Source organism: Clostridium sediminicola (genome assembly GCF_050402865.1).
GTDB lineage: Bacteria > Bacillota > Clostridia > Clostridiales > Clostridiaceae > Clostridium_AF > Clostridium_AF sediminicola.
Genome location: NZ_BAABMF010000001.1, coordinates 761895 through 779541 on the forward strand (window position 1 = coordinate 761895; position 17647 = coordinate 779541).

Below are 17647 nucleotides of genomic sequence, written 5' to 3' on the forward strand. Positions count from 1 at the left end.
GTATGCACAGATCATCAATAAAAATTCCGAAATTTATTTTAAAATAATTCCTATTTTAAACTATTCAAAATTATCATATAATAAATCATTTGCTTCTGAATCAAGGTTCTATATAAGAATACACTTAATCAAAGCATAAATCAAGTGTTTTTTTTAACTTTTTCAAAAGAATTCATTACAAATTTAGATTTATTATATATTTTTTCATATATTCTAGTATTTTTCTCTTTTAGTATAATAAGTATGGAGCAATTCATGTGATTTATGACCTAATGGTTCTTCTAAAAATTCTTTATAAATTTCAAGAATAAATGGATTTTCATGAGATTTCCTCAACGTTTTACCTTCATCTTCAGTATAAAGTGCTGCAATTCTTTTCTCTCTTATTTCGTCATTGATTGGTCTTGGCTGTCCTCCTCCGCTTATGCAACCACCAGGACAAGCCATAACTTCAATAAAATGATAGCAACTCTTTCCTTTACTCATTTCATCTAATAGTATTGATGCTCCTTTAAGTCCACTAGTAGCAGCTACTTTAACAGTAATCCCATTCAAGAATGACCACTTACTCTTTGCATCTTGAATAGTAATCTCCGCAGTTTTTATCCTTTCAAGTCCTTGAATAGATTTTACATGAAGTTTTTCTAACGGAAGTTCCCTACCAGTAACTATTTCATAAACAGTTCTAAGCGCCGCTTCCATTACACCACCTGTTACACCAAAAATATCAGCAGCACCAGATGATATTCCTAATGGATTATCGAACTTACTTTCTGGCAAAGCATTAAAATCTATTCCATAATCTTTTATCATTTTTGCAAGTTCTCTTGTAGTAATAACAGCATCTACATTAGGAACATCATTATTAACCATTTCCGGTCTAGTAATTTCATATTTTTTAGCTGTACATGGCATAACTGAAGCAACAAAGATATCTTTTGGATCAAGTTTTATTTTTTCTGCAAAAAAACTTTTACATAACGCACCCATCATCATATGTGGAGATTTACAGGAGGACACATTGTCTAGTTGTTCCGGATAATAATGTTCTATATACTTTATCCAACCTGGACTACAACTAGTTATCATAGGCAATTGGGGTTCTGAATCTAAAAGCTCGATTCCTGTCCTTTGTAGTTGTTCTTCGTTTATAACTTTTTTCGAATATAAGTACCTTGTCAATCTACTAAGAAGTTCTGTTCCTTCCTCCATTATTGTTAAATCTGCCGCAAAATTTGTATCAAAAACATAGTCAAAGGTCATATCCTTTAAAGCACTTACCATTTTTCCTGTAACACATTTTCCTGGCTCGTTTCCAAAGGATTCCCCTATAGCAGCCCTAATAGCAGGTGCAGTCTGAATTATCACTGTTTTCCCAGGATCTTGTAAAGCCTCCCATACTTTCTCAGTAGCATCCTTTTCTTTTAAAGCCCCTACTGGACAAACTGCTACACACTGGCCACAATTAGTACATGCTGCAGTACCTAAAAGCAATCCATCACCAGGACTTATTTCAGATGCAAAACCTCTATATTGTGAATTAAGTATACTCACACCTTGTATTTCATTACAAACAGTTACACATCTTCTACAAAGTATACATTTAGATGTATCTCTTATTATAGATGGAGAAGAAGTATCTATAAGGCTTTTAGATCTTTCACCTTCAAATCTTGACTGATCTATTTGAATTAGTTCTCCAAGTTCTTGAAAACTGCAATCTTGATTTCTTGAGCATTGTAAACATTCCTTTGGATGATCTGATAGCATTAATTCGTAAAGCACTTTTCTAGCATTTCTTACTCTTTTTGTATTTGTATGTACAACCATACCTTCTCTTATCTCAGTCATACATGAAGCTTGAAGATTCTTTTGGTTCTCAACTTCAACTACGCATATTCTGCATGCACCAATTTTATGAACTCCCTCCAAATAACATAAATTAGGAATCAATATATTATTTTCCTTTGCAGCTTCTAAAATTGTAGTTCCTTCTTTTGCACTGATTTTTTTATTATTGATCGTAAGATTTACCATTATTCCACCTCCTTATTTATTATTGCCGCCTATCACATCTCAAACATCTCATAGCTTCAGCTATAGCATTTAACCTATGGAATCCTTTTGATACTTCCTCATTATTTTGCCTTCTAGTCTCTACATTTGCATACTCCATTTTAAATCTTTCATGCTCAACAAGTTCTGAATCATCATCAACTGGTAATGGTATATTAATAGCTTCGCCTTTATTCAGCTTCCCGTTTCCGCCTAGATACTTATCAATAAAACTTGCTACATTTTTTCCATCTGCTATTGCAGTTATCACTTTATCAGAACCTCTTACAACATCCCCTCCTGCAAATACTCCAGGCATTGTAGTCATTTTTGTTTTATTGTCTACAACAAACGTACCCCAATTTGTTACATCAACTTCGTCCTTTCCAATAAACGGCAAATCTGAATATTGACTTACTGCTGGAATAACATAATCTATTGGAAATAAAAATTCTGATTGAAGATCTTTATGGGGTTTTCTTCTTCCATCTGAATCAAAACCTGATAACTTCATTCTTACACAGTTTATATATTCAACTTTATCCTGTCCTAAAAATTCAGTAGGCGCTATTAATTCATGAACTATAACACCCTCTTCTATAGCATCCAATATTTCCCGTTTATCGGCAGGCATATCTTCAATAGTTCTTCTATATAAAATATGCACTTCCTCAGCACCGTGTCTTAATGCAACTCTTGCAGCATCAACTGCAGTATTTCCTCCACCTATGACAGCTACTTTTCCATTAATCTCAATTTTTTTGCCTAAATTAACGTCTTTTAAAAAATCAAGCCCATGATATACCCCTGGTAATTCTTCACCTTTAACTCCTACTTTTTTTGAAAATTGCGTTCCTGTCGCTATATATAAAGAATCATGCTTTTCTCTAATTTCCTTAAAAGAAATATCTTTACCTACTTCTGTATTGGTCAAAATATTTATACCAACCCTTTTTAATACATCTATTTCTTTTTTAAGAACTTCTTTTGGCAAACGATATTCAGGTATTCCAAAAACTAAAACCCCTCCTGCTACTGGTTGAGATTCATAAACAGTTACATCATAACCAAGTCTTCCAAGATAGTATCCGCATGTTAGCCCTGAAGGACCTGCACCTATTATTCCCACAGATTTATTTTTCTTTGGAAAGACCAAATCTGTAAAAGGCTCATTTCTTTTTAGTACTTCATCAGCCGCGTATCTTTTTAAATCAGCAATAGCTATTGGCTCATCGAGTTGTCCTCTTCTACATTTACTCTCACATGGATGTGTACACACTCTGCCACATATAGAAGGGAAAGGATTTTCCTGCATAATAAGGCTGTATGCATCTTTCACTCTTCCCGCTGCAATTAATGCAATATATCCTGGCACGTTCACTCCCGCTGGACATGCATTTTCACAAGGAGAAATAAACAAATCTGAACATACTCCAGCACGACAATATTTTTGTTGAATATGTTCATCATACTCTTCTCTAAAATATTTTATAGTACTTAATACAGGATTTGGTGCTGTCTGCCCTAGACCACATAAAGCTGTATCCTTAATTGTATTTCCTAGTTCAATTAATAGCTCTACATCGCCTTCTTTTCCTTCTCCTTTAGTAATCCTCTCAAGTATCTCCAACATTCTTTTGGTTCCAAGTCTACAAGCCACACATTTACCGCAAGACTCTTCTTGTACAAATTCCATAAAAAACCTTGCTACATCTACCATACACGTATCTTCATCCATGCATATAAGCCCGCCGGAACCCATAATTGCTCCAAGTTCAACTAAAGATTCATAATCTATTTGCGTATTCAAATGTTCTTTTGTCAAACAACCTCCTGAAGGTCCTCCAGTCTGAGCTACTTTGAATTTTTTCCCTTTAGGGACACCTCCACCTATTCCGAAAATGACTTCCCCTAAGGTAATTCCCATTGGAACTTCTATAATTCCAGTATTATTTATATCACCAGCTAATGCAAAAACTTTTGTTCCTTTACTTTTAGCAGTACCAATTTTTGAATACCAATCAGCACCTTTTAAAATTATTCCTGTAATATTGCCAAATGTTTCAACATTATTAATGATAGTAGGTTTACTAAATAATCCTGCTTCTGAAGGATATGGTGGCTTCTGTCTTGGTTCTCCTCTTTTTCCTTCTACAGAATTCATAAGAGCAGTTTCTTCGCCACATACAAAGGCACCTGCTCCAATTCTAATTTCAATATCAAAATCAAAATTACTTCCTAATATCCTCTTTCCTAATATATTTCGTTTTCTAGCTTCAGTAATTGCCCCTTCTAATCTTTCTATTGCAAGGGGATATTCAGCTCTTACATAAACAAAACCTTTATTTGCTCCTATAGCATATCCTGCAATTGACATGCCTTCAATAATAGAATGTGGATCTCCTTCTAAAAGACTCCTATCCATAAAAGCACCGGGATCACCTTCATCAGCATTACATATTACAAATTTTTCGCTACTCTGAGTTTTTGCTGCAAGCTTCCATTTTAACCCTGTTGGAAATCCTGCGCCTCCTCTACCTCTAAGTCCTGATTTTTTAATTTCTTCAATAACGATACCTGGATTCATTTTGTTTAATACTTTCTCCAATGCATAATACCCATTATTAGCTATGTATTCATCAATGGATGCGCAATCAATCTTACCGCAGTTTTTCAACGCAATCTTTTTTTGTCCTTTAAAAAATTCTATATCCTTAACAAAAGGAATTCTCTTACCAGTGTTTTTATCTTTATAGCAAAACTCCTCCAAAATTTCATTTTCTAAAAGATGTCTATCAACTATCTTTTTCATATTTTCAGGTTTAAGATTACAATAAAACACTCCTTCAGGTTCTATTATCATTGTTGGACCTACATCACAAGTTCCCATACAACCAGTAAGATTAATCTTCACTTTGGATTTAAGATCAGCTGCATCTATCTCCTTTAAAAGCGCATCCTTCACTTCTCCACAATTAGAAGAAATACACCCCGCACCTGAACATATAAGGATTAAATGCTGATATTTTTCAACATTTTCATAATGTTTTTGTCTAATAGAATTCAAGTCTTTAATACTTTGTATTTTATTATCTACTACTCTGTTTACCATATTCAAATCGAACACCTCCTATTCACATTCTTTTAATATTTGATGTAATTTATTAGGATTAACTCTTTTATAAACTTTGTCATTAATACTAATAGCTGGAGCTAATCCACATGCACCTATGCATCTCATTATCTGAAGTGAAAATTTCAAATCCTCAGTGGTTTCTCCTACATCAATACCTAATATTTCTTTAAGCTTTTCAAGGATTTTCTTACCACCTCTTACATAACAAGCAGTTCCTAAACAAACTCTTATAGTATACTTTCCTTTAGGCTGTGTAGCAAAAAAAGAATAAAATGTTACAACACCACTAACTTTAGAAATAGGTAGATCCATTTCTTTAGCTATAAATTTTTGTACATTTGATGGTAAATATCCAAAAATGGCTTGAGCCATGTGGAGGATTTGAATAAGATTCTTCTCTTCCCTGTCATATTCATCAATTACATTATTAAGTAAATCATATTTTTCTTCTTCACTCATTTTGCTACAATTACACTTTTCAATACTCTCTGACATCAAAACACCTCCCTATCTTATATAAAAACTAGGCTACGTCTAAAATAATGTTGATAGATAATGTAGTTCGTAATTGAAATAAAAAGCGAAACAAATCAGTGACAAGTGACAAGTGATAAGTTACAAGTGACAAGTTAATGATGATTTTCTTGCAGAAAATCTTTAACTAAGCTTTTATCATCTTCGATGATGGAGCAATGAGCTTTTGCTATGCAAAAGGAATTTTTTTATTTTTTATTTAATTAAAAGCTTTCGCTTGCGAAAGGTATCCACAACTTATCACTTGTAACTTGTCACTATAAATTTCGAACTTGTTCGCAATTTATACTTATTGCTCTCTATTATTTATATCAACAACATCTTAAAACATAGTCTAATTTTAAAATAACATCTTTTCTGTGAAGAATATTGAGCTTGTACATATTATTGAAATTACTTAAAACAAATACATTGATTAATTATCAAAAAAATTATTTAACCATACCTTTTAATAATTAATCAGAACAACCTTTTAATAAATACTATTTTACAATCATAAAAAGTATTACATATTTATTGAATATAATTATTAATTTTCACTTATTTTAGTATTAAAAAATACCAACTACATTAAATATAGTAGTTGGCATTTTCATTGCCTTTTCTTATCCTTTGTTTTTAAAAAATTAGGTCTCTCTTTTGCCAAAGTAACATCGCTAAAAATGAAATTTTTCATGTCTTTTAAATTCAATGGAGACATAGGTGCAACATAAGGTATCCCAAAACTTGTCTGTGAACATAAGTTAATTGCTATAATTGTTATCCCCATAACAAACCCAAATAATCCAAATATACCAGTCATAAAAATTAACACAAATTTTAAAATTCTAATTGTATTCATTATAGTATAATCCCCTGAAACAAATGAACCCATAATAGATAAAGCTACAATAATAACCATTAATGGACTTACAAGTCCAGCAGTAACTGCCGCCTGACCTATAACTATCGTTCCAACAATACCAATTGTTGGACCAATTTGTTTTGGAAGTCTTATACTTCCTTCTCTAAGAATCTCTGCAGTAAATTCCATTAAAATTGCTTCTAATAATGCATTAAATGGAACAGTTACCCTAGACGTTGCTATAGCTAAAAGATACTTTGACGGAAGAATATCAGAATGAAAACTCACAGCTGCAACATAAAGCGAAGATAGTGTTAAAGAAATTAAAAGTGATATTATTCTCAACACTTTTGAAAAAAAACCTAAGTATATATTTTCAAAATGGTCATCTCCTGTATCCAAAAATTCAATAAAAGTTTTCGGCGATATTATAGCTAGATTTGATCCCTCTACTATGACACAAACTTTTCCTTCAATTATATTTTCGCATGCAGTATCCGACCTCTCAACAATCCCCGTTTGCGGAAACAAATCAAATGTACTATTAGAAATAAACTTCTGTATGTACCCAGATTCAAAAACTCCATCTACGTCTATTTCTAATAGTCTTTTTTTTATTTCATCAACATATTTTCCATTGGCAATATTTTCTATATAAATAACTGCAACATTGGTTTTCGTTCTTCTACCTATAGAATAATTTTCTATCCTAAGTGCAGGGTCCTTAATCCTATAACGTACCAATGATATATTATCATTAAAATTTTCCGTAAAAGAATCTTTTGGACCCCTTAATGTAGTATCTAGTTCAGGTTGTTGAATTCCTCGTTTTTCAATCTTTAAAGTATTTGCCACAATATATTTATCATCATTAGACAAAATAATTATTGATTTGCCTTTTATAACGTAATCAATAATCATGTTTTCATCTTGGTCAATTGTTATATCATCAACGTAAATTACCGAATTTACTATTTTATCTATAGTAAGCATATCTTCTTTGCCATTTTGCAATATTGGTTTTATAACGTTAGTAGAAAGGCTTTCTTTATCAGTAAGTTGTTGAATATATAATACATATATCTCAACTGAATTAACAGACAACTCCCTAATAGATATGCCTAAATTTTCCTGTCGAAATTCTATTATTTTATCCTCAAATATATTTTTCTTCTTCATACTATTCATCCTCTAATATTTCTTTTCAGCATTTGGATCTGTAAAACTCCTATTTATAATTTTAGTATTAACAGTAACATTTACATTAGCATTAATAAATTCGTTTTCCCAATCTATTTTTTGAAAAGTTTTTGGATCTTCTGCTCTAAAATATCTAGCAAATCCAAAAATATCACACTGAAATTCTTTTTGTGCTCTCTCAACATTTGAAACAATGTCCTTTTTAACTTGATCAGATAACATATTTTCTAATTCCTTTATATCCCTACCATTAACCTTTCCTGTATAATATTGATATCGTAATTGTGCTGATAAATCCATATCAATACTTATATTCAATCTTTTATCTAGATAATCAACATTAATCTTTCTTTTATTAGTAAATGTTCGAAAAGAAAATGTCTTTTTTTCATCATTTAAGTCTTGAATAACTTCAATTGATGTAGGCTTTTCTGATAATACATATAATATTCCATCAGTATTTTCTAAATCAATAATTCCTATTAATTTGGAATCTTTCATTACCGCATATCCTAAGTATTTTATAGTACCCTTCTCTACTCCAACATAAGGAAGTAAATATCCTATATTGCCGAATGCAATATCAGAAAGTATTTCTCCAACATTAGGATTCAATGCTCCACCTTTCTTAGCTAAATGATTTAGAATATCTTCAATCAAATATCCAACTGATATATCTTTTTTCTGTTTTAAACTAAACATTTCCTTTGGTGATTCCCGGCACACTACAGTCAGCAGAGTTTTCCTATAATTATATATATGATCAATCCTGTTCAAGTAAGGTTCAATTCCTTTTTCAGCATATCTTTTACCAAATACAACAACTCTTGTTGATCCTAAAAAAACTGGAAATGGATTTATAGCATCATAATGTAACCTAGCTTCTTCAAAGGTTTTGCCATATGATAGTAACCTATATACCCCATCACCTTGAGCATTTTCAAAATCATTATCTGTAGAAGAAGTAAGTTTCACAATTTCACCAGAAAATTCAATATTATCCTTAAAATAATCCACACCCAAAGATATAACTATACATTTATCATTAATATCTTCATAATCCCAGCACCCTGTTAATAATATAGAACATAGACATATAATTAATAATCTAAATTGTTTTCTTATCAATTTTTTTCACCTTCGTAATTATATATAATATTAATGGTATCAACCCTGCGGTTATAATTGAAGTATAGCCAACATAATCAAGTATTTTTTGTGCAGTATCTATAGTTTTCGGTACAAGTGCTATAAAAAAAGACATAGCAAAAACAAGGGCTGAAATTAGATTAAAATTTATTTTTTTTAAAAATTTACTCAATAACAAAATTGAACCATACGCCTCTAAAGTTAAAGTACAAAATATTGACATAATCCAAATAATTAAGAATATACCATCAAGCCTTTCTAAAAATTCAAGAGATTCAATATCAATTCTTCTTATTGTGGCAAATAAAGCATCTTGATAATAAATTATGGAATCAATCTCCATAACAGAAATACAAGACTCAAAAACAAATATATAAAATATACCTATAAACCCTACCATAGAAATAGTATATTTAAATATATTTTTATCATTATTTTTCTTATTAAACGGAACTATAGTAAGTATTTCTATACCTAAAAATGGGAAAATCGTTACCGAGGTAGCTTTAAAATACTCTTTTATATCTTCTATAACAAAAAAAGGTTTTAAATTTATAACTTTGCCTTGAGTGGTCATAGCTAAATGAATAACAATTGCACTTATAATGATGATAGCTCCATATATTTCACAAACTTTTGCAATCGTGCATAATCTTTTTGCAACTGCATAATACATTACTAAATAAAATAACATTATTAGCGCCCAAATAGGGGTTTTAATTAATACTGTTTGTTTGATAGCTTCGCATGCCATCCTTGTTCCCATTGTAAATAGCATAAAGAAATATAAACAGTATATTATAATAAAAATAGATGCTATACCTTTTCCAACTATTATTTGGTTATATTCATAGATTGTTTTATCTTCATGAACATATCCAAGATAAGTAATAATATATGTGAAAATCATTACTATTATAGTAGCAATTAATAATGTAAACCACCCACCTGTTCCTGAACTTTCAGCTATTGTTTTGGGAAGACTCAGTATCCCATATCCAGAAACAATACCAAAAATTATAAAAGCTATTTGTCTATTTGTAAGAGATTTATTCATAGATATACCTCCTCAATAAACTTATTATACCCTTTTGATTATATTAGATTCATAACGTATTTAATTGACCTTTTAAAAGACTTAAATTCACATAATATTTAGAGTACCTTTTTCCTTTATTATCTACAAAATGTCCATTTTTATCTAAAACCATAACCGTAGCTCTTTTATTAATCTTATATAAAATACCCCACGCTTTTTTGCCTTCAAAAATAAATGAAACTTCATCTCCCAAACTTAGCCCAAATTTTTCTCTAGCAATTTCTTTATTTGTAGGTAATTGATGATAACTTTCAGTATGTCCAAATAAATTATTTGCTATAGAATTAAATCGATATCTTTTGCAATTAGATTCTTTATAATGGATAAATTCAATAACATGACATAATTCATGTTCAAATACAAGTTGCATTGCTTCAAGGCTATTATTTACCTGTATCCCACAAACAGCCTTTACCCCTCCAATCATATCAAAATTAAAAAACAACTCTACTCCCATTCTAATTTCTAGAATAAGCTCCTCTTGGGTAATATTTTTAATGTTTCGGGGACAAATAGTTTTACCAGCACTCTTTGTCATTCGCTTAGAAAGCGAAAAATTAAGCTTTCCTTTATAATTCTCTTTAAACCAATTATCAAAAAATATTCTATCATATAGCTTAAACATTAACTCAATATCTTTGCTAGATATTTTAGTAATTTTATAGTTCATAATATTAGTTGAATTTTTGATAATTAGCTCTGATATTTCTTTCCGTTTACTTTCTATATTACTTATTTGTTTATTATATTTGATATAATCTATCATTAATTCACCTCATTATTTATATACCTAACTTCTAAAATAATTTATATAATTCTCTATACATAGACTATAAAATTTTAATGTACCAATTAATCATATTTACCATATATTAACTGTATAAAAAGGAGCTGTCACTATGTCTAAATTACTCTACAATAAAAAAATTGCTGATGCAGTCTTTGAAGGCGGGGGAGTCAAAGGAATAGGGTTAGTTGGTGCATTAAATATTATGGAAGAAAACGGCTATTCTTGGAGAAATATAGCTGGAACATCAGCCGGTGCAGTTATTGCTTCTCTAATTTCAGCAGGATACTCAGCTAGCGAACTTAAAAATTTAATAAAACAAATTGATTATACTGCAATGATAGACCATAGTAAACATAAATTTTCATTTAAAAAAATAAGCAATTTAATTATAAAAAAAGGCCTATATAACGGTAATTATATAACAAAGATTATTGATACATTTTTATATGATAAACTTAAATGGAAATTAGGGACTAGAAAAAAAGTACAATTTAGAGATATGATTATACCAAATGAAAAAGGAATTCTTCTAAATAACCCCAGATATAAGAGGAAATATAAACTTCATATAATAGCTGCAGATATTACAAGAGGCAGGATGCTTATTTTGCCAGAAGATATTATTGATTATGGAATAAATCCGGATACTTTAGAAGTAAGTCTTGCAGTAAGAATGAGTATTAGTATACCCTTTTTTTTTCAGCCAATTATTTTGGAAAATAAAATAATAAAGGAAAAATCATCAATTGTAGATGGAGGTATTTTAAGCAATTATCCTGTATGGTTATTTGATGAAAATAGTCTACCTCAATATCCAACTATAGGTTTTAAACTTGGAGGAGGTAAAGAACTAGAAAGAAAGCATAAAACAAATAACATTATAAATTTAAGTTTGGCCATTATAGAAACCATGTTAGAAGCAGAGGACGATATTCATATTTCTAAAATGGATTTTTTAAGAACGCTTAAGATAAATACTCATGGAATTAAATCAACTGATTTTAATATAACTCCCGAAAATATAAATATATTATATAAATCTGGCGAAAATTCAGCAAAAAAATTTTTAAATGTAGCCGACGATAATTATCGTAAATATATTGAATTATTTAAAAGAAAAAAAAGAATTTTTAATATATAAAACCCTAGATCATTTTTAAAATCTAGGGCCAGTTTTTTATAAAATTATTTTATCTACTAAATTATTTCTCTTGCCATCAATACTCCCATAACTGAAGCCATCATAAGTCCTCTAGTCCATCCACTAGAATCACCTAAACAATGCAAGTTTTCAATATTTGTATCGAATTTATCATTCATATTGATTTTATTACTATAAAACTTTATTTCCGGACCGTATAAAAGCGTTTCTCTACTTGCAAATCCAGGAACTACAGTATTCATAGCATTTATAAAATTTATAATATTTAACATAGGTCTATAAGGTATTGCCGATGTTAAGTCACCAGCAACTGCATCAGGTAAGCTATGTTTTACATTTATTTGACTTAATTCATGCTGCCATGTTCTTTTTCCATCTAAAATATCACCATATCGTTGCACTAAAATCTGACCGTTTCCAAGCATATTTACTAATTCAGCCACCTTTTTCCCATACTCAATAGGCTTATTAAATGGCTCTGAAAAATTATGAGAACTCAATATTGCTAAATTAGTATTATTAGATTTTTTATCCTTATAAGAATGACCGTTAACAATTGCCAATTCATTATCATAGTTCTCTTGGCTTACAAAACCCCCTGGATTTTGGCAAAATGTCCTCACTTTATTTCTAAAAGGTTCAGGATAACCTATTAATTTTGATTCATAAAGAACATCATTCACTCTTTCCATAACTTCATTTCTTACTTCAACTCGAACACCAATATCTACAGTCCCAGCAGTATGATCAATTTCATGTTTTAAACACATATCTTTTAACCAATCTGCACCTTTTCTACCTGTAGCAATGATTATCTTATTACCATAAACAATCTCTTCATCTTTTTTAGTCTTAGCATCAACAATATGAATTGCTTTTGCAATACCCTTTTCTATAATTAAATCTTTTGCAGCAGTATCAAATTTTATTTCTACCCCTGAATCTAGTAAATAGTTTTGTATTCTCAAATAAATTTCTTGTGCCTTTTCTGTACCTAAATGTCTGATTGGACAATCTACTAATTTTAAACTCGCTTCAATAGCTTTCCTTCTAATTTCCTTTATTTCTTCTGTATTTTCCAATCCTTCTACTTTTGTATCAGCTCCAAATTCAAGATAAATACCATCTGTATAATTTATTAACTCTTGAGCCTTATCTGTACCTATTAAATTTGGTAAATCTCCACCTACTTCGTGGCTTAGAGATAACTTTCCATCCGAAAAAGCACCTGCTCCTGAAAAGCCAGTGGTTATATGACAATAAGGCTTGCATGAAACACATACTTTAGTTTGTTCTTTTGGACAATGCCTTTGTTCAATTCTTCTTCCTTCTTCAATAATTAGAATTTTTTTATTAGCTTTGCTCTTTATTAATTCTAATGCAGTAAAAATTCCAGACGGACCTGCCCCTACAACTATTACATCATACTTCAAAATACTCATCCCCCTCATTAAATATGTGGCATTTTACCACTATAATGTCCTATTATTTTCAGTAAAAACAAATTTTATTTATTTTACATATATAGAACACTTATAGCCTACAACTATTTTTGGTAGTTCGGTAGAGACCTCCAGCCCATATCGCCGGGTTTATATAAGTGAACAATTTGTACGCACCTCAATATAAAGTTCGTATTACTGTCACATTATAACCCATGTATATATAAAACTCAATAGTTTTTAATAATTTATTGCAAAATTTACGTATATTAATTTTAGGAACTTGAATTCAATTGAATTGTCAAAAATCATATATCAAAAATCATTCTTTAAAATTCTTGACGAATAATTATAGAGCCAGTATAATCAATTTTGTGAACTTTTTGTCCTCTATATGTAATGTGTACATATAGAGGTTTTTTCCGCTGTTCTGTAATTTGAACAGTCTATTTACATATTTTAGTTTCATATTAATAAGGAGGTAACTAATGAAAAATGATAATTCTCAACGTGAGAGCTTCTCTGGAAAATTAGGCTTCGTTTTATCATGTGTAGGCGCTGCTATCGGCCTAGGTAACATATGGATGTTTTCTTGGAGATTAGGTCAATTTGGAGGCGCTGCATTTCTAATCCCTTATTTTATTTTTGTATTTGTATTAGGAACAACAGGTTTAATAGGGGAATTTGGTATTGGTAGAACCATGAAAAAAGGAATCTTAGGTGCTACAAAAGATATTTTTAAAGATAAAAATATTAAAGGTGGTACAATAATAGGGCTAATCCCCGTTTTTGCAATAACAGGAATCTTTATCTTCTACATAGTTGTTGTTGGCTGGATTTTAAGATATTTTATTGCAACATTAACTAACACATTTTCAAAAGTAGACATTCCAAAATACTTTGGTGATTTTGCTGGTTCTTCAAACACTATATTATGGTTAATTATAGCAATGATTTTCACTAGTATCATTTTACTTTCAGGCATAACAAAAGGTATTGAAAAATTAAATAAAATAGTAATGCCTGGTCTTTTATTAATATTTGTGGTTTTATTAATAAAATCTCTTTCTCTTCCAGGTGCTATTGAAGGAGTTAAATATTTACTTATTCCAAAATGGTCATATTTATTAGAACCAAAAACTTGGATAATGGCTTTAGGGCAAGCTTTCTTCTCACTTTCACTAACGGGTTCCGGCATGGTTGTTTATGGTAGTTACTTAAATAAAGATGCTGATTTGCCATCTGCAGCACTGAATACAGCTTTTTATGATACAATTGCGGCTCTTCTTGCAGCATTTGTAATTGTGCCCGCAACATTTGCACTTGGCTTTGATCCTGCTGCTGGACCTCCATTATTATTCATAACTATACCTTCAATTTTCATTAAAATGTCTGGTGGTTATTTTTTCAGTATTTTATTCTTTATGGGAATTATATTTGCTGCAGTTTCATCAGCAATTAATATGATGGAGGCTCCTGTAGAAGCTATTATGGCAGAATTCAATTTTGGCAGAAAAAAATCTGTGTTATTAGTTGCCACGATATCTTTCTTTGTAGCACTTCCCCTTGCAACAAATATGAACTTTTTTGGTATGTGGGCAGATTTTCTAACTATTTATCTAGCTCCTATAGGTGCTGCTTTATCTGCAATAGTTTTTTATTGGGTATACGGCTCTGATAAAGCACTAAAAGAAATCAATATTGGCTCTAACCGTTCCCTGGGCAACAGTTTTATTACTATGAGTAAATATATTTATATTGTAGTTGTAATTATTATAGTTATATTAGGTGCAATTTATGGCGGAATCTAAAAAACAACTTACTTCTAATTCTAAAGAAGTGAGTTGCTTTTTTACTGGATATGAAAGCATAAGTTTTTTAATATAGATATCTCAGTTCAATAATTAATTTATACATGTACCATAACTCGTTAGTACCCGAGATTTTGGTACATGTATAAATTAAATTTCACGGTAGAATCTCTATAAGATATTACTTAAATGTACTTATATACATCTATTCTTTAATTAAATTGAATACATAATAATTTCATCATTACCAACTTTTACGTAATCTGAATATTTATATTCTATATTCTTAAGATTTAGGTGATTTGCGATTAAAACCATTGTTGTTAACTCATAACCTTTTTGTTTTACAAACTCACTATCAAATTTCAATATTTCATCTCCAGCTTTCACCTTTTGATTCTGTTTTGCTATAGGTGTAAAACCTTCTCTTTTCAAATCAACAGTATCTATTCCTATATGAATTAAGATTTCAGCACCATCTTCTGTTACTATAGCAAATGTATGATTAGTTTTAAAAAATAACGTTAGCACACCATCGCATGTAGCAACAACAACTTGTAAACTTTTTTTACCAGGTCTAATTAAAAAGACAAAAGAGCTGAGTATTCATTCAGCTCTTTTCCTTACTGTTACACACTGCAACTATAATTTCAGTTTATATTAACTTTATAGTAAATTAAGTACATCTTATCAAGAAGATTATCAAGTTAAATATTTCTTTATTTTTTTTACTAATATTTCAGAAGTATTACCAACCACGATAACATAATTAACTTTATCCAACTTTATAACTCCTGTTACACCAATTTCTTTTAAATTATCTTCATCAACTTTCGTCTCTTCAACTACTTTCAATCTAATTCTTGTAATGCATGCTTTTATTGAGATAATATTCTCTTTACCTCCTATCGCTTCAATAATCTCTTCTGCTTTTGCATCTAATTCATCATTTTTCAAATTAGACAGAGTAACGAGTTCCTCTTCATAGTAACGTCCTGGTGTTTGAATATCAAATTTCTTTATAAACAGAATAAATATAAAGTAATAGATCACTCCAAATACTACTCCAAGACCTATTATTGCTAAAGGATTAGATCTACTGTTTAAGTTTAACAAATAATCTATCAACCCGGGTGAAAACTCAAATCCATTTTTTATTCCAATATAAGAGGCTAATGCAAAAGATAATCCAGCCAAAAATGCATGAACAACATATAATAAAGGTGATAAAAACATAAATATAAATTCTATCGGTTCCGCAATACCAGTTATTAAAGAAATAAAAGCAATGTATAAAAACATTACAGTAATGTTTTTTTTATTTTCTTTCTTAGCCATTTTTATCATAGCTAAACATGAAGCTGGAAGTGCAAACATCATAATTGGAAATAGTCCTGCCATATAGTTACTAGATGTGTATTCAACAGTATTTAATCCAAATGGCATAAGCAATCTATTGAAGAATCCTAATAGAAATACACCTTTGGTTCCTGTATCAAAAATATTGTTATTGTTCACAGCTATATTTATACCCTTTTGAATTATAGGCCATAAATATCCAGTAATTATTCCAATCAACAAACTGTACATTGAAGTAATTATTAGAACAAATTTCTTTCCTCCAAAAAAACCAAGATATTCAAATGTTTTTACCTCTTTGTACTTATTATATAATTGTGAAGATAAAACACCAACAATAACCCCAACTAGAATCCCAATATTTATATTTTTATTAATAGTTTTAGCAACTGAAATCAAGATAAAGTAGCCAACTACTGCTGCAATAGCCGCCATTCCATTATTTTTATCTGCAAGACCAACTGCAATACTTATTGCAAATATAAGTGGTAAATTATTGAAAACAGCTGTTCCTACCGCTATCATCCAAGGGATACCATTTGGCAAAGCACCGAAATATTGCCACAAATCAGGCTGACCTACTGTCAATAGTAATGCCGCTATTGGAAGAATAGTTATTGGCATTACTATTGTTTTACCTATCTTTTCAAATTTATTTAATAATCCTTTTTTTGATTTACTCATAAACTTTCCTCCCTAACTTACAATAAATATTTTCTATTGGTTAAATCACTCTATGTAACTATAATATTATATATGTAATTAGGGTTATTAAAATGCTATCCTTAAATGCAGAAAATCTATTTTTATACTTTTTAATGATAATTAGAATTATATTTGAAAAGAACAAATGCATATATAACTTCAAAGCCACTCCACTTCACTAAGAAATTCTAATTCATTTTCTTAAATATATACTAAAAAATTATAACTCGCATACTCAAACAATAATTTTTCTTAACGCATATATTATAAGATTTTTAAATGAAACTTTATCTATATATGCACATAATCTCAGGTATTAATGAGTTATGAGCATATATAGATTTTAGTTGAATTAAAAATC

The 17647-nt window shown here is 30.0% G+C and carries 12 protein-coding genes and 1 riboswitch; of the genes, 2 read left to right on the forward strand and 10 right to left on the reverse strand.

Annotated features, from left to right (window positions below):
- Positions 1-213: 213 nt before the first annotated feature.
- The 7 genes from ACQ3F0_RS03775 to ACQ3F0_RS03805 all read right to left on the reverse strand — a co-directional run bounded on the left by ACQ3F0_RS03775 (position 214) and on the right by ACQ3F0_RS03805 (position 10783).
- Positions 214-2037 carry an NADH-dependent [FeFe] hydrogenase, group A6 gene (locus ACQ3F0_RS03775; protein ID WP_428863692.1) on the reverse strand — a complete coding sequence of 608 codons (1824 nt, stop codon included), beginning with the start codon at positions 2035-2037 and terminating at the stop codon, positions 214-216.
- A 19-nt stretch (positions 2038-2056) separates the two neighbouring features.
- Positions 2057-5167: an NADH-ubiquinone oxidoreductase-F iron-sulfur binding region domain-containing protein gene (locus tag ACQ3F0_RS03780; RefSeq protein ID WP_428863726.1), complete on the reverse strand. Its 3111-nt coding sequence runs from the start codon at positions 5165-5167 to the stop codon at positions 2057-2059.
- Positions 5168-5185: 18 nt separating this feature from the next.
- Positions 5186-5686, reverse strand: a complete 501-nt coding sequence (locus ACQ3F0_RS03785) for an NADH-quinone oxidoreductase subunit NuoE family protein (protein WP_428863693.1) — start codon at positions 5684-5686, stop codon at positions 5186-5188.
- Positions 5687-6317: 631 nt separating this feature from the next.
- Positions 6318-7748 carry a spore germination protein gene (locus ACQ3F0_RS03790; protein ID WP_428863694.1) on the reverse strand — a complete coding sequence of 477 codons (1431 nt, stop codon included), beginning with the start codon at positions 7746-7748 and terminating at the stop codon, positions 6318-6320.
- A 12-nt stretch (positions 7749-7760) separates the two neighbouring features.
- A complete protein-coding gene (locus ACQ3F0_RS03795) occupies positions 7761-8897 on the reverse strand; it encodes a Ger(x)C family spore germination protein (RefSeq protein ID WP_428863695.1) in 1137 nt (378 codons plus the stop codon).
- The gene (locus tag ACQ3F0_RS03800) at positions 8878-9975 is read right to left on the reverse strand and encodes a GerAB/ArcD/ProY family transporter (protein WP_428863696.1); all 1098 of its coding nucleotides are present in this window, start codon (positions 9973-9975) and stop codon (positions 8878-8880) included. The genes ACQ3F0_RS03795 and ACQ3F0_RS03800 overlap by 20 nt, the downstream gene beginning before the upstream one ends.
- Positions 9976-10024: 49 nt before the next feature.
- A complete protein-coding gene (locus tag ACQ3F0_RS03805) occupies positions 10025-10783 on the reverse strand; it encodes a hypothetical protein (RefSeq protein WP_428863697.1) in 759 nt (252 codons plus the stop codon).
- 133 nt (positions 10784-10916) lie between these two features.
- On the opposite strand from ACQ3F0_RS03805, the gene ACQ3F0_RS03810 reads away from it, so the two are divergent.
- Positions 10917-11948, forward strand: coding sequence for a patatin-like phospholipase family protein (locus ACQ3F0_RS03810; protein ID WP_428863698.1), 1032 nt, complete (start codon positions 10917-10919; stop codon positions 11946-11948).
- A gap of 56 nt (positions 11949-12004) precedes the next feature.
- Here the strand turns inward: ACQ3F0_RS03810 and ACQ3F0_RS03815 are convergent, their stop codons facing one another.
- Positions 12005-13402: an NAD(P)/FAD-dependent oxidoreductase gene (locus ACQ3F0_RS03815; RefSeq protein WP_428863699.1), complete on the reverse strand. Its 1398-nt coding sequence runs from the start codon at positions 13400-13402 to the stop codon at positions 12005-12007.
- Positions 13403-13485: 83 nt separating this feature from the next.
- Positions 13486-13589, reverse strand: a riboswitch (purine riboswitch).
- Between the two features lie 310 nt (positions 13590-13899).
- Between ACQ3F0_RS03815 and ACQ3F0_RS03820 the strand changes: the two genes are divergently transcribed.
- On the forward strand, positions 13900-15222 hold the full coding sequence (locus ACQ3F0_RS03820; protein WP_428863700.1) for a sodium-dependent transporter: 1323 nt from the start codon (positions 13900-13902) through the stop codon (positions 15220-15222).
- Positions 15223-15438: 216 nt separating this feature from the next.
- Here ACQ3F0_RS03820 and ACQ3F0_RS03825 read toward each other — a convergent pair whose 3' ends face one another.
- The gene (locus ACQ3F0_RS03825) at positions 15439-15828 is read right to left on the reverse strand and encodes a PTS sugar transporter subunit IIA (protein WP_428863728.1); all 390 of its coding nucleotides are present in this window, start codon (positions 15826-15828) and stop codon (positions 15439-15441) included.
- Positions 15829-15924: 96 nt separating this feature from the next.
- On the reverse strand, positions 15925-17265 hold the full coding sequence (locus ACQ3F0_RS03830; protein ID WP_428863701.1) for a PTS transporter subunit EIIC: 1341 nt from the start codon (positions 17263-17265) through the stop codon (positions 15925-15927).
- Positions 17266-17647 lie beyond the last annotated feature (382 nt).

Bases quoted from the DNA above. Each gene is read 5' to 3' on its own strand.
- ACQ3F0_RS03820 (WP_428863700.1), top strand. From the start codon at position 13,900: ATGAAAAATGATAATTCTCAACGTGAGAGCTTCTCTGGAAAATTAGGC.
- ACQ3F0_RS03800 (WP_428863696.1), bottom strand. From the start codon at position 9,975: ATGAATAAATCTCTTACAAATAGACAAATAGCTTTTATAATTTTTGGT.
- ACQ3F0_RS03780 (WP_428863726.1), bottom strand. From the start codon at position 5,167: ATGGTAAACAGAGTAGTAGATAATAAAATACAAAGTATTAAAGACTTG.
- ACQ3F0_RS03830 (WP_428863701.1), bottom strand. From the start codon at position 17,265: ATGAGTAAATCAAAAAAAGGATTATTAAATAAATTTGAAAAGATAGGT.
- ACQ3F0_RS03775 (WP_428863692.1), bottom strand. From the start codon at position 2,037: ATGGTAAATCTTACGATCAATAATAAAAAAATCAGTGCAAAAGAAGGA.
- ACQ3F0_RS03785 (WP_428863693.1), bottom strand. From the start codon at position 5,686: ATGTCAGAGAGTATTGAAAAGTGTAATTGTAGCAAAATGAGTGAAGAA.
- ACQ3F0_RS03790 (WP_428863694.1), bottom strand. From the start codon at position 7,748: ATGAAGAAGAAAAATATATTTGAGGATAAAATAATAGAATTTCGACAG.
- ACQ3F0_RS03810 (WP_428863698.1), top strand. From the start codon at position 10,917: ATGTCTAAATTACTCTACAATAAAAAAATTGCTGATGCAGTCTTTGAA.
- ACQ3F0_RS03805 (WP_428863697.1), bottom strand. From the start codon at position 10,783: ATGATAGATTATATCAAATATAATAAACAAATAAGTAATATAGAAAGT.